The organism is Streptomyces sp. NPDC037421, assembly GCF_055602105.1.
In genome coordinates this window covers 162,351-175,114 of sequence record NZ_JBVJWV010000014.1, presented here as the reverse complement: position 1 = coordinate 175,114, position 12,764 = coordinate 162,351, and the positions used below count along the sequence as shown (strand labels likewise).

Sequence of the window (12,764 nt, the reverse complement as noted above, 5' to 3'; positions counted from 1 at the left end):
CCGGCCCGCCGGGCATCCGGGCCCTCAGCGTTCGAGATTCCGAACCAGGGGCGCGGCTACCCGCACCACATGTCGACCAGAGCGGCCCGGGGAGCCCCCAGGCGCAGCAGATCGCTACGCGCTCCTCGAATTTCAGCGTCCGGCGACCGTCCGGGGCCGATGCCCGCACCACATGTTGATCAGAGCGCTGTGGGGAGCGTACGGGCGCGGCAGATCGCTACGCGCTCCTCTTTTCTCAGCGGCTGACGGCCGTCTCGTCAGGGGGCAATGGGGAGCTGACGCTTGTGGTCGGTGAGGCGGTAGCGGTTGACGATCGTCTCGAAGGCACGCGCGTCCACCGGCTTGCCTTCGAGGAAGTCGTCGATGTCGTCGTACGTGACGCCGAGGGCGTCCTCGTCGGCCTTGCCCGGGTCGAGGGTCTCCAGGTCGGCCGTCGGGGTCTTCCACACCAGCTCGGCGGGAGCGCCCAGGGCATCGGCGACGGCGCGCACCCGGCGCTTGGTCAGACCGGTCAGCGGGACCAGGTCCGCCGCGCCGTCACCGAACTTGGTGAAGAACCCGGAGATGGCCTCGGCGGCGTGGTCGGTGCCGACCACCAGACCCGCGTGCGCACCGGCAACCGCGTACTGGGCGATCATGCGCTGGCGGGCCTTGATGTTGCCGTGCACGAAGTCCTGGTGGTGGGCGTCGCGGAAGGCCACACCGGCGGCCACCGAGGCGTCGAGCGCCGCGTCGCTGGCGGGCTTGATGTCCACGGTCAGGACGTGGTCGGCCTGGATGAAGGACAGCGCGAGCTGGGCGTCGTGCTCGTCGGCCTGGACGCCGTAGGGCAGCCGCATCGCGTAGAACCGCGCCTCGTGCCCCGCCTCGCGGGCCCGCTCGACGGCGAGCTGGCAGAGCCGGCCCGAGGTGGTCGAGTCGACACCGCCGCTGATGCCCAGTACGAGGGACCGCAGACCCGTGGAGGTCAGCCGCTCGGTGAGGAAGGCCACCCGGCGCTCGATCTCCTGCTCGGCCTCGAAGGTCTCGGCGACCTGGAGTTCCCGGGCGATCTCCTGCTGCAGGGCGATGCCGCTCACGTCTGCTCCTTGTTCCGGTTCACGATGTGCCGTCCACCCTAGCCGGAAGGGTCGCGAGGAACCGGTGCGCGGCCCGAACCCCCGCCTCGTCCCGTGCCCAGAGTCCCCATTTCGTCAGCCGCTCCTGGTCGAACAGCTCCGCGAACGTTCGCCACAAGTGCACCCGAAACCCGTCGGACTCCCACCACCACTCCGTATGGCCCGAACCCTCCCGGATCAAGGACAGTCGGGACGCCGCCTCCCACACCCCGGCCGGTGACTGCATGGGCTTCGGCTCGACCACCGGAATCCAGCTCTCGCACTCCCAGTACAGGGCGTCCGCCTCGATGAGGGCGTCCGGATCAGGGAACACCGCCACGTCCCGGCCGAACCGGTACACCACCGCGCCGTCGTCCCGGAGCGTCACGGTGTAGGGATGCGCCACCTCGTGGTCGATGAACTCCCCCAGCGGCCCGTGTTCCGCACTCGCCTCGTAGTAAGGCCACGGCTGGAACCGGATCTCCTCCTCGAACGACCATGCCGAAGTCCTGTAGACCAGCCCGCCGTAGCGGGCCTGCGCGCGGCGGAGTCCGGCGAGGACCACGTCCTTGTGCACACCCGGAAAGGGCGCGAGCCGCTCGGCGACCTCTGCGTCGCCCGGGTTCTCCAGCCTCGGGAACGGAACGGTGCGGGCCCGTGCGGACAGGAAGCGTCGCGCCCTGTCGGTCAGCCCTCCGGGGGCGTCGAGTACGTGCGGCATGTCCTCATGATGGGGCCCAGGTCCACGGGTATCGGCCCCGGACGGCCGTCAGCCGCCGAGACAAGAGGAGCGCGTAGCGATCTGCCGCGCTCGTACGCTCCCCACAGCGCTCTGATCAACATGTGGTGCGGGTATCAGCCCCGGACGGTCGCCGGACGCTGAAATCCGAGGAGCGCGTAGCGATCTGCTGCGCCTGGGGGCTCCCCGGGCCGCTCTGGTCGACATGTGGTGCGGGTAGTCGGACCCCTGGCCCGGAATCGGGGACGTGGGGCCCGGATGCCCGGCGGGCCGGGGCCCGGCCCCTCGCCTCATCGCTGAGAGACCCGTCCCTCCCACCATCGACCGTGCCGTTCTTTTGGGGGTTTCCCGGCAGTCTTTCGGCTTTCCGGGGCGGGACGGTCGGTCAAGGGTCGCCGAAGGCGATCGCGTAGCGACGCGACGAAGGAGCGCCCTTGAGGGACCGGCACGACACGGAAGGACGATGGGACTGACGGGAAACCCCCGAACCCTCCCTGACACCGCCCCAGGGGGTACCGCCACCCCTCAGCCGGCTGCCCTCTGCGACCGGACCGCGCCCATGCTGGCCGCGATCACCAGGGCGATCGCGAGCGCGTCGAGCGCCGACATCGCCTGGCTCAGGATCAGGAAGCCCGCGGTCGCCGCGATGGCAGGTTCGAGGCTCATCAGGATCGCGAAGGTCGGGGCCGGGAGGCGGCGGAGGGCGAGGAGCTCCAGCGTGTACGGGAGCACCGACGACAGCACCGCGACGCCGAGGCCCAGTGCCAGGGTGCTCGGGGTGAGGAGGTCGGAGCCGGCCTCCGCCACGCCCAGCGGGAGCGAGATGACGGCGGCCACTGCCATCGCCAGGGCCAAGCCGTCCGCCTGCGGGAAACGGCGGCCGGTACGGGCGCTGAAGACGATGTACGCCGCCCACATCGCGCCCGCGCCCACCGCGAAGCCCGCGCCGAGCAGGTCGAGGCCGCCGAGGCCTCCTCCGCCGTGGCCGGCCAGCAGGGCGACACCGGCCAGGGCGAGGGCGGCCCACAGCAGGTTCACCAGGCGGCGCGAGACGATCACGGACAGGGCCAGCGGGCCGAGCACCTCCAGGGTGACGGCGGGGCCGAGCGGGATGCGGTCGATGGCCTGGTAGAAGAGGCCGTTCATGCCGGCCATGGCCACGCCGAAGGCGACGACCGTGCCCCAGTCGGAACGCCCGTACCCGCGCACCTTGGGCCGGCACAGGACCAGCAGCACCAGCGCGGCGGCCGCGAGCCTCAGGGTGACCACGCCCGCCGCGCCCACCCTGGGCATGACCGTCACCGCGAGGGCGGCCCCGAACTGCACCGACACCCCGGCCGAGACCACGAGCGCGACCGGCCCGAACCGTGAGGGCCGGGCGGGGGCGGAAACCGGCGCGGAAACCAGGCCGGGAACCGGGCCGGAAACCAGGCCGGGAACCGGGCCGGAAACCAGGCCGGAAACCGGCGCGGAAACCGGGGCGGTGGTCGTCGTGGCGGCGGTCGTCGGGGACGAAGAGGATGGTGCGGGCATGAATCCAGACTAAGGGGTGCGTAAGGCCCATCCACGAGTGTTCTGCCTTACAACCCCTCCGCCAGGAGTTCCGCCAGGTGCCGCGCCCGGTGCCCGGACAGCTGCGCGATCTGGGTGCGGCACGAGAAGCCGTCCGCCAGTACCGCCGTGCCCGCCGCCGCCGTGCGCAGCGACGGCAGCAGCTGTTCCTCGGCGCACGCCACCGAGACGGCGTGGTGGCCGGGCTCGAAGCCGAAGTTGCCCGCGAGGCCGCAGCAGCCGCCGCTGAGCTCCCCCGTCAGCCCGGCGCGTGCGCGCAGCCGCCGGTCGGCGGCGTCGCCGAGGACGGCGTGCTGGTGGCAGTGGGTCTGGCCGGCGACGGGCCGGTCCAGGCGGGGCGGGGTCCAGTGGGGGGCGTGTTCCTCCAGGGTCTCCGCGAGCGTGCGGACGGCTGCGGCGAGGCGGTGGGCGCGGGGGTCGTCGGGGAGGAGGGCGGGGAGGTCGGTGCGCAGGGCCGCCGCGCAGCTGGGTTCGAGGACCAGCACGGGTCCTCGTACGCCGCCCGGGGCATCCGGGTCGCCCAGGGTGTCCAGGGTGTCCAGGGTGCGCAGGAGCACCCTGCGGGCGCGGTCCAGCCGGCCGGTGGAGACGTAGGTGAGCCCGCAGCACACCCGGCGGCGGGTGGGGACGGTGACGCCGAGGCCGGCCGCCGTGAGCACCCGGACGGCGGCCCGGCCGGCTTCGGGGGTGAAGTGCTCGGTGAAGGTGTCGGGCCACAGGGTCACGGTCACCGGCCCGCCGGCACCGGCGGCCGCCCCCGCCCCCGCCTCCGCCCCCAGCGCGCGCCACCCCCGGGTGAACGGCACCGCCGCCACCGCCGGCAGGGCCCGTTCCCGGGCCAGCCCCGGCACCCGCAGTAGGCGTCCGGCCGCGTTGACGGCGCCGGCCGCGCGCAGCCCGGCGATCAGCCGGAGCCAGGTGGGAAGGCCCCCCAGGGTGTAGTGCGAGAGGGGCCGGAGGCGGCCGGTCCAGTGGTGGTGCAGGAACTCGGCCTTGTACGCGGCCATGTCCACGCCGACCGGGCAGTCGCTGCGGCAGCCCTTGCAGCCGAGGCAGAGGTCGAGCGCCTCGGCGACCTCCGGCGAGCGCCACCCGCCGGTGATGACCTCCCCGGCCAGCATCTCGTGGAGCAGCCGGGCCCGGCCGCGCGTGGAGTGCCGTTCCTCCCCCGTGGCCCGGTACGACGGGCACATCACGCCCGGGCCGCCGGTGTCGGTGGTCCGGCATTTGGCGACGCCGACGCAGCGGACCACCTCCCGCCCCAGCGCCGGGCCCGACGGCGCACCGGAGCCCGCCACCGCGAAGCGGAGGTTCTCGTCCAGCCGGGCCGGGCGGACCAGGATCCCGGGGTTCATGCCGCCCGCCGGGTCCCACACGTCCTTGTACGCCCCGAAGAGCCCCATGACCCGCGGCCCGTACATCCGCGGCAGCAGCTCCGCGCGGGCCTGTCCGTCGCCGTGCTCCCCGGACAGGGAGCCGCCGTGGGCGACGACCAGGTCGGCCAGGTCGGTGGAGAAGGAGCGGAAGCGGGCCACGCCCGCCGCCGTGACCAGGTCGAAGTCGATCCGGACGTGGACGCAGCCCTCCCCGAAGTGTCCGTACGGGGTCCCGTGCAGCCCGTGTTCCGCCAGCAGGGCCCGGAACTCCCGCAGGTACGCGCCGAGCCGGGCGGGCGGGACGGCGCAGTCCTCCCATCCCGGCCAGGCCATCGCGCCGGACGGGGTGCGGGTGGCGGTGCCCGCCGCGTCCTCCCGGATCCGCCACAGGGCGCGCTGCGCGGCCGGGTCCGTCACGAGGGCCGCGTCGAGCGCGTCGGCCCCGCGCAGCAGGCGCCGTCCGGCGCCCTCGTCGGGCATCTCCACGAACAGCCAGGCCCCGCCCCGGGGCAGTCCGCGGGCGCCGCGCACCAGGTCCTCGGCCATGCCTTCGACCGTGAGCGGCCCGTGCCCGAGGAGCCCGGCGGCGGCGTCCGCGGCCGCGCTCTCGTCGGGGTAGCCGAGTACCGCGAGGACCGGCGCGGGCGGCGGCTCCACGAGGCGCACCACCGCCTCGGTGACCACGCCGAGGGTGCCCTCGCTGCCGCAGAAGGCCCGCGCGAGCTGTGCGCCCCGTTCGGGGAGCAGGGCGTCGAGCCCGCCGTAGCCGGAGATGCGGCGGGAGAAGGATCCGGCGGCGAGGCCGGTACGGAGCACGGCGAGGTTGCCCTCGACGAGTTCCCGCAGTCCGGCCGGTGCCCCCGCCCAGCCCGTCCCGATGCGGTGGGCGGCGCCCCCGTAGCGGACCACCGCCAGCTCCGCGACGTTGTCGGCGGTGGTGCCCCAGGCGACGGAGTGGGCGCCGCACGCGTTGTTGCCGATCATCCCGCCGAGGGTGCAGCGGGAGTGCGTGGAGGGGTCGGGGCCGAAGGTGAGGCCGTGGGGGCGGACCGCGTCGCGCAGCCGGTCGAGCACCAGCCCGGGCTGGACGACGGCGGTGCGGGCCGCGGGGTCCACGGACACCAGGGCGTTCATGTGCCGGGTGAGGTCGAGCACCACCCCGGTGCCCGTCGCCTGCCCGGCGATGGAGGTGGCGCCGCCGCGCGGTACGACGGGTACCCCGGCGTCGGCGCAGATCCGCAGTGCGGCCGCGACGTCCTCGGCGTCGTGCGGGGCGACGACCCCGACGGGTACCCGCCGGTAGTTCGAGGCGTCCATGGTCGCGAGGGCCCGTGCGGCGGCACCGAAGTCGACCTCCCCGCGCAGCTCTGCCCGCAATGTCCGCTGGAGTTCCCCGGGTGACGTCACGGCGCCCACCTTCCCACCGGCGCCCCGCCGTCCCGTCCCGGCACAGCGACGGTTCCGTAAAGTGGCTGCCGGCCTGCCCGGCCTGACGAGGGGGATCCGACGTGACCAGCAGTACCAGCGGCAGTACCACCGGCGCCGAGCGGACACCCGGTCCGGCGGTGGGCCCGGCGGCGGTGGCCCGCAACACCCCCGCCCGGATCAGCTTCTGGTCCGCCGCGTGCGGCATCGGCCTGATCGTCGGCATTTTCGCGACGCCGTTGCTGTGGCTCGGCTTCGGCGACCTCTACACCGTCTCCATGGCGGTGTTCGGGCTCGTCGCGATCCCCGCGGGGCACCTGGGCCGGCGCCGCGCCAGACGCCTGGGCGGCCGCGACCGGGGCGCGGCCCTGTTCGGCATCCTGGCCGGCTGGCTGGTGCTCCTGGTCAGCCTGCTGATCGTGCTCGCGTACGCCGGACTGATCGCGGGGGTCGCGCTCCTCGTCGACGCCGCGGCCTGAACCACCGTGCACGGAAGGGGCCCGTCCGTCTCACCGGGTGGACGCGCCTCCGACGCCCGGTCCGGGACCCGATACGCTCCGCTCGTGGCTGAGATCCAGATTCCCGCTGACATCAAGCCCGCCGACGGACGCTTCGGCGCGGGCCCCTCCAAGGTGCGGACCGAGGCGCTGGACGCCCTCGCCGCCACCGGTACCTCCCTGCTCGGCACCTCGCACCGCCAGGCCCCGGTCAAGAACCTGGTCGGCTCGGTGCGCGAGGGCCTCCGGGACCTCTTCTCCCTGCCCGAGGGTTACGAGGTGATCCTGGGCAACGGCGGCTCCACCGCCTTCTGGGACATCGCGACCGCCGGTCTGATCGAGCAGAAGTCCCAGCACCTGACCTTCGGCGAGTTCTCGTCGAAGTTCGCCAAGGCCGCGAAGCTCGCGCCGTGGCTGGACGAGCCGTCCGTGATCTCCTCCGAGCCGGGCACGCACCCCGAGCCGGTCGCCGAGGCGGGCGTGGACGTGTACGCGTACACGCACAACGAGACCTCGACGGGTGTCGCGGCGCCGGTCAAGCGCGTCGCGGGCGCGGACGCCGGGTCCCTCGTCCTGGTGGACGCGACCTCGGGCGCGGGCGGCCTCCCGGTGGACATCACCGAGACCGACGTCTACTACTTCGCCCCGCAGAAGTCCTTCGCCTCGGACGGCGGCCTGTGGCTGGCGGCGTTCTCCCCGGCCGCCCTGGAGCGCGCCGCGCGCGTGCACGCCTCGGGCCGGCACATCCCGGAGTTCTTCTCGCTGCCGACGGCGATCGACAACTCGCTGAAGAACCAGACGTACAACACCCCGGCGCTGTCCACCCTCTTCCTGCTGGACCAGCAGCTGCGGTGGATGAACTCGCAGGGCGGTCTGGAGTTCACGACGGGCCGTACGGCGGCCAGCGCGCGGAACTTGTACGGCTGGGCCGAGGCGTCGAAGTACGCGAACCCGTTCGTGCAGGACGCCGACAAGCGTTCCGCGGTCATCGGCACGATCGACTTCTCGGACGACGTCGACGCGGCGGCGGTGGCGAAGGTGCTGCGCGCCAACGGCATCGTGGACACCGAGCCGTACCGCAAGCTCGGCCGCAACCAGCTGCGCGTCGCGATGTTCCCGGCGATCGACCCGGCGGACGTGCAGGCGCTGACGGCCTGCATCGACTACGTGATCGAGCAGCTCTGACCCGACGGGGCCCCCGCCCCTCGCACCCGCACCTGTGGAGCCCCCGGCGCCTTCCCGGCGCCGGGGGCTCCGGCGTTCCCTCTCGGCCCCTCGGACCCTCGGACGCCCGACCCTTCGGACCCCGGGACTTTGGTCCTGAAATTCGGGGCAAACACCATGCAAACGGACGCCCATCACCCGGCCCCCACCTGCGGATACACCCTCCGGGACCTTCGGCCCGCCCCTCAGGACGCCGCCCGGCCCCCGAAACCGAACACCCTGAATGCCCCTCTTGTCCGGTGTGCCGGGAACGACCCCCGGCCCGTTCCGTCCAGGAGGAACTCATGCGCAAGGCACTCACCCTCACCGCCGCGGCCCTCACCACGTCGCTGGTCCTCGGCGGCTCCGCCGCTTCCGCCGTCGGCACCCCCGCCCCCTCCCCCACCGCCACTGCGAGCACGCACCCCGCCGCCTCCGCCCGCGTGGAGGTGCCCTCCTCGCCCGTGAAGCCCGGCGACGCCGTCAGCGTCACCGTGACCGCCCCGGCCGGCTCCACGAACCTCGCCGTCTCCTCCGCCGCCCTCGGCGACGTCAAGCTCACCCCGGGCAAGGACGGCAGCTGGAGCGGCACCGCCGAGGTCACCGACGTCAAGGACGGCTCCTACGGCGTCTCCCTCACCGGCAGCGCCCCCGACGGCACCAGGATCCAGGCCACCGCGCAGCTCACCGTGAAGAAGGAAGACGCCCCGAATCCGACCTCCACGCTCCGGCTCTCCACGGACTTCGGCCGCCCCGGCGACAAGGTCACCGTCACCGTCAAGACCACCGCCAAGGACGCCCACGTGAAGTCCGACGCCTTCGCCGGCGGCCGGGTCGACCTGAAGAACGACGGCCACGGCACCTTCACCGGCACCGCGACCGTCGCCAAGGACGTCAGGACCGGCTACTACGGGGTCGACGCCTTCGCGGGCGGCAAGAAGTTCGACACCGCCAAGTTCTCCGTCGAGGCCAAGGGCGACCCGGACGTGAAGCCGACGGCCCCGCCGAAGCCCTCCGAACACAAGACGCCCAAGGGTTCCGTCAACACCGGCCAGGCCCCCGCCGATGCCTGAGCCCGCCCCCTCCCGCCGCCGGGGCGGCCGCGCACGCCGCGCCGCCGCCCTGGCGGGGGCCCCGGCCCTCGCCGTGGCCCTGGCCACCGGCTGCTCGGCGGGCGCCGCCGCACACGGCACCACCCCCCGGACGGCCGCCTCCGTCCTCCCCCCGTCCGTCCCCGACCGGATCCAGATCCCCGGCATCAAGGTCGACGCCCCGCTCGACTCCGTCGGACTCGACGTCCAAGGCGTCATGCAGGAACCCGACTTCGCCAAACCCGAGGACGCCGCCTGGTACAAGGACGGCCCCACCCCCGGCGAGGCCGGCGCGTCCGCGATCGTCGGGCACATGGACACCCCGCAGGTCCCGAAGGCCGTCTTCCACAACCTCAAGACGCTCAAGAAGGGCCAGGAGATCGAGGTCCACCGCACCGACGGCACCACCGCCGTCTTCGCCGTCGACTCGGTCGACACCTTCAAGAAGGACGCCTTCCCCACCGACAAGGTCTACGGCGACACCCACGGCAAGGCCGAACTGCGCCTGATCACCTGCGGCGGCAACCTCACCGCCGACCGCCACTGGGACTCCAACGTCGTCGTGTTCGCCCACCTCACGGGCAAGGCGTAGCCGCCCACGCGATACCTTCAGCACTCCAGAGGCAGCGGCAGGTGGAGGCAGCGGCGTGAACGTGCGAGTGACGGCGGCCCAGAGCGGCGTGGACCCCTTCAGCACCGCCCGGCTGCGGCGCGGGGTGCTCGACGCGTGGGGCGCGGGCCCGGCCCGCTTCCGCGAGGACGCCAACGCCGAGGAGGACCTCGCGCTCGGCGGCTACCGGGACCGGCTCGTCGTCGAGCTGGCCCAGAACGCCGCCGACGCCGCCGCCCGCGCCAAGGTCCCCGGCCGGCTGCGTCTGACCCTGCACCCCGCCGGACCCGACGGCCCCGCCGTGCTGGCCGCCGCCAACACCGGGGCCCCGCTCGACGCGACCGGCGTGGAGTCGCTGAGCACCCTGCGCGCCTCCGCCAAGCGGGACAACGACCAGGGCTCCGTGGGCCGCTTCGGCGTCGGCTTCGCCGCCGTCCTGGCCGTCTCCGACGAGCCGGCGGTCCTCGGCCGCCACGGCGGCGTCCGCTGGTCCCTCGCCGAGGCCCGCGAGCTGGCCCGGGACGCCGCCAACGGCAGCCCCGGCCTCGGCGACGAACTCCGCCGCCGCGACGGCCACGTTCCGCTGCTGCGGCTGCCGCTGCCCGCCGAGGGCACCGCACCCGAGGGCTACGACACCGTCGTGGTCCTCCCGCTGCGCGACACCGCCGCCGAGGACCTCACCGAACGCCTGCTGGCCGGCATCGACGACGCCCTGCTGCTGACCCTGCCCGGGCTGCGCGAGGTCGTCGTCGAAACCCCCTCCGCCGGGCACCGCGTGCTCTTCCGGCGCATGGACGGCCCGTACACCGTCATCGAGGACTCCGCCTCCGGCACCCACCGCTGGCGCACCGTCCGCCACACCGGCCCCATCGACCCCGCCCTGCTCGCCGACCGGCCCGTCGAGGAGCGGCTGCGGCCCGACTGGACGATCACCTGGGCCGCCCCCGTCGACCCCGACGGCGCGCCCGTACGCCCCCGTACCGCGCCCGTCGTGCACGCCCCGACCCCCACCGACGAGCCCCTCGGCATCCCCGCCCTGCTCATCGCCTCCCTGCCGCTGGACACCACCCGCCGCCACCCCGCGCCCGGCCCGCTGACCGACTTCCTCGTGGAGCGCGCCGCCGACGCGTACGCCGAACTCCTCGACGCCTGGGACCCGGTGAGCACCGCCCTGGTCGACCTCGTACCCGGTCCGCTCGGCGGTAGCCCGCTCGACGGCGCCCTGCGCGCCGCCGTCCTCCAGCGGCTGCCCCGCACCCCGTTCCTCGCCCCGGCCGCCCCCACCGAGGAGCTCCCGGCGCTGCGGCCCTTCGAGGCCGAGGTCGTGGAGGGCGCCGGCGCCGACACCGTACGGGTCCTCGCGGAGGTCCTCCCGACACTGCTGCCCGCCGGGCTGGAGCGCCGCCCCGAACTGCGCACCCTGGGCGTCGGCCGGCTGCCGCTCGGCGACGCCATCGAGCGGATCGCCGGCATCGAGCGCACCCCGGACTGGTGGCACCGCCTGTACGACACCCTGGCCGGCGTGGACCCCGACCGGCTGTCGGGCCTGCCCGTGCCGCTCGCCGACGGCCGCACCACCATCGGCCCGCGCCACGTCCTGCTGCCCGGCCCGGACACCCCCGCCGACCTGGCCCGCCTCGGCCTGAAGGTGGCCCACCCGGACGCCGCGCACCCGCTGCTGGAGAAGCTGGGCGCGCTCCCCGCCACCGCGCGCGCCGTCCTGACGACCCCGCAGGTCCGCGCCGCCGTGGCCGCCTCCCTGGACGCGGGCGAGATCTGGGACGAGGACGCGCCGGACCCGGACGAGCTCGCCGACACCGTCCTGACCCTGGTCCGCGCGGCCGGCCTGGCCCCCGGCGAGGAGCCCTGGCTGGGCGCGCTGGCCCTGCCCGACGAGGACGGGGAGCTCACCCCCGCCGGGGAGCTGCTGCTCGCCGGGAGCCCGCTGGCGTCGGTGCTGCGCGAGGACGAGGTCCCGTGCCTGGACGCCGAGTTCGCCGCCCGCTGGGACGCGGACACGCTGGCCGCGTGCGGGGTGCTGACCGCGTTCCAGCTGGTCCGCGCGACCGACGTGGTCCTCGACCCGGACGAACTGGAGCCCCGCGAGGGCGACTTCGCCGAGCCCGATGACGCCGGACTGCTGGACGCGGTCGACGTGTGGTGCGAGGACCTGCTCGACCAGTTCCCCGACACCCCGGTGCCGCCGGTGGCGACCGAGCTGATCGCCGTCCGGGACCTGGACCTCGTCGACGACGACCGCTGGCCCCAGGCCCTGGCGATGCTCGCGCAGCCCCCGCTGCGCGACGCCCTCACCCAGCCGGTGCGGATCCTGCTCCCGGACGGCACCACGCGGTCGGTGCGCCCGTACACCGCCTGGTGGCTGCGCGACCACCCGGTGCTGGACGGCCGCCGCCCCGCCGGGCTGCGGGCGGCGGGCGGCGATCCGCTGCTGGCGGGCCTGTACACCCCGGCGGACGCGACGGGCTTCGAGGACGAGCAGGTGCTGCGGGCCCTGGGCGTACGCACCTCCGTGCGCGCCCTGCTGGAGGAGCCCGGCGGGGCCGCCGAACTGCTGGGCCGCCTCGCCGACCCGGACCGCGAGGTCACCGGCCACCAGCTGCACGGCCTGTACGGGGCGCTGGCCGATCTGGACCCGGAGCAGGTGACGCTGCCGGACGAGCTGCGGGCGGTGGTGGACGGCGAGGTGGTCGTGGTGGACGCGGCCGACGCGGTCGTCGCCGACGCCCCCGACCTCCTCCCGCTGACGGCCGGCCTCCCCCTCCTGCCGGTCTCCCCGTCCCGCGCGGCGGACCTGGCCGACCTGTTCCAGGTGCGCCGGCTGTCGGAGACGGTCCCGGCGGAGGTGAGCACGCCGGGCGAGGAGCACGAGGTGCCGGAGTCGGTGCGCGTCCTGCTCGGCCCCACCACCCCGGCGACGTACGTGGAGCACGAGGAGCTGGTGGCGGGCGGCACGGAGCTGGACTGGCGGCTCACCCCGGACGGGGTGCTGCACGCGGCGACCCTGGAGGGCGTGGCGGCGGGCCTGGCCTGGTCGGCGTCGCAGTGGCCGCGCCGCTTCGAGGTGGCGGCCCTGCTGGAGGACCCGTCGCGGACGGCGGAGCTGGCCCGGGACAGGTGGTTCGACTAGGTCCTG

9 protein-coding genes are annotated in these 12,764 nt (G+C 74.6%); 5 read left to right on the top strand and 4 right to left on the bottom strand.

The genetic code is table 11. The features are described from left to right. Positions 1-257: 257 nt before the first annotated feature. From nadE to ACZ7IF_RS21775, 4 genes are all read right to left on the bottom strand, one after another. On the bottom strand, positions 258-1,079 hold the full coding sequence (gene nadE / locus ACZ7IF_RS21790; protein ID WP_470973618.1) for an ammonia-dependent NAD(+) synthetase: 822 nt from the start codon (positions 1,077-1,079) through the stop codon (positions 258-260). Between the two features lie 19 nt (positions 1,080-1,098). Then, complete coding sequence (locus tag ACZ7IF_RS21785; protein ID WP_470973616.1) at positions 1,099-1,818, bottom strand: hypothetical protein; 720 nt, start codon at positions 1,816-1,818, stop codon at positions 1,099-1,101. A 543-nt stretch (positions 1,819-2,361) separates the two neighbouring features. Further along, on the bottom strand, positions 2,362-3,369 hold the full coding sequence (locus tag ACZ7IF_RS21780) for an EamA family transporter (RefSeq protein WP_470973614.1): 1,008 nt from the start codon (positions 3,367-3,369) through the stop codon (positions 2,362-2,364). 47 nt (positions 3,370-3,416) lie between these two features. Continuing rightward, positions 3,417-6,200, bottom strand: a complete 2,784-nt coding sequence (locus ACZ7IF_RS21775) for an FAD-binding and (Fe-S)-binding domain-containing protein (protein ID WP_470973611.1) — start codon at positions 6,198-6,200, stop codon at positions 3,417-3,419. 92 nt (positions 6,201-6,292) lie between these two features. Between ACZ7IF_RS21775 and ACZ7IF_RS21770 the strand changes: the two genes are divergently transcribed. From ACZ7IF_RS21770 to ACZ7IF_RS21750, 5 genes are all read left to right on the top strand, one after another. Next, a complete protein-coding gene (locus tag ACZ7IF_RS21770) occupies positions 6,293-6,688 on the top strand; it encodes a hypothetical protein (protein ID WP_470973610.1) in 396 nt (131 codons plus the stop codon). Between the two features lie 84 nt (positions 6,689-6,772). Then, positions 6,773-7,891 (top strand): phosphoserine transaminase, encoded by a 1,119-nt coding sequence (gene serC, locus ACZ7IF_RS21765; RefSeq protein ID WP_470973608.1) that lies wholly within the window; start codon positions 6,773-6,775, stop codon positions 7,889-7,891. A 323-nt stretch (positions 7,892-8,214) separates the two neighbouring features. After that, positions 8,215-8,982 (top strand): hypothetical protein, encoded by a 768-nt coding sequence (locus ACZ7IF_RS21760; protein WP_470973606.1) that lies wholly within the window; start codon positions 8,215-8,217, stop codon positions 8,980-8,982. Beyond that, complete coding sequence (locus tag ACZ7IF_RS21755) at positions 8,975-9,592, top strand: class F sortase (RefSeq protein ID WP_470973605.1); 618 nt, start codon at positions 8,975-8,977, stop codon at positions 9,590-9,592. Before ACZ7IF_RS21760 ends, ACZ7IF_RS21755 begins: the two co-directional genes overlap by 8 nt. 55 nt (positions 9,593-9,647) lie before the next feature. Next, the gene (locus ACZ7IF_RS21750; protein ID WP_470973603.1) at positions 9,648-12,758 is read left to right on the top strand and encodes a sacsin N-terminal ATP-binding-like domain-containing protein; all 3,111 of its coding nucleotides are present in this window, start codon (positions 9,648-9,650) and stop codon (positions 12,756-12,758) included. Positions 12,759-12,764 lie beyond the last annotated feature (6 nt).

Bases quoted from the DNA above. Each gene is read 5' to 3' on its own strand.
- ACZ7IF_RS21760 (WP_470973606.1), top strand. From the start codon at position 8,215: ATGCGCAAGGCACTCACCCTCACCGCCGCGGCCCTCACCACGTCGCTG.
- ACZ7IF_RS21785 (WP_470973616.1), bottom strand. From the start codon at position 1,818: ATGCCGCACGTACTCGACGCCCCCGGAGGGCTGACCGACAGGGCGCGA.
- ACZ7IF_RS21780 (WP_470973614.1), bottom strand. From the start codon at position 3,369: ATGCCCGCACCATCCTCTTCGTCCCCGACGACCGCCGCCACGACGACC.
- ACZ7IF_RS21755 (WP_470973605.1), top strand. From the start codon at position 8,975: ATGCCTGAGCCCGCCCCCTCCCGCCGCCGGGGCGGCCGCGCACGCCGC.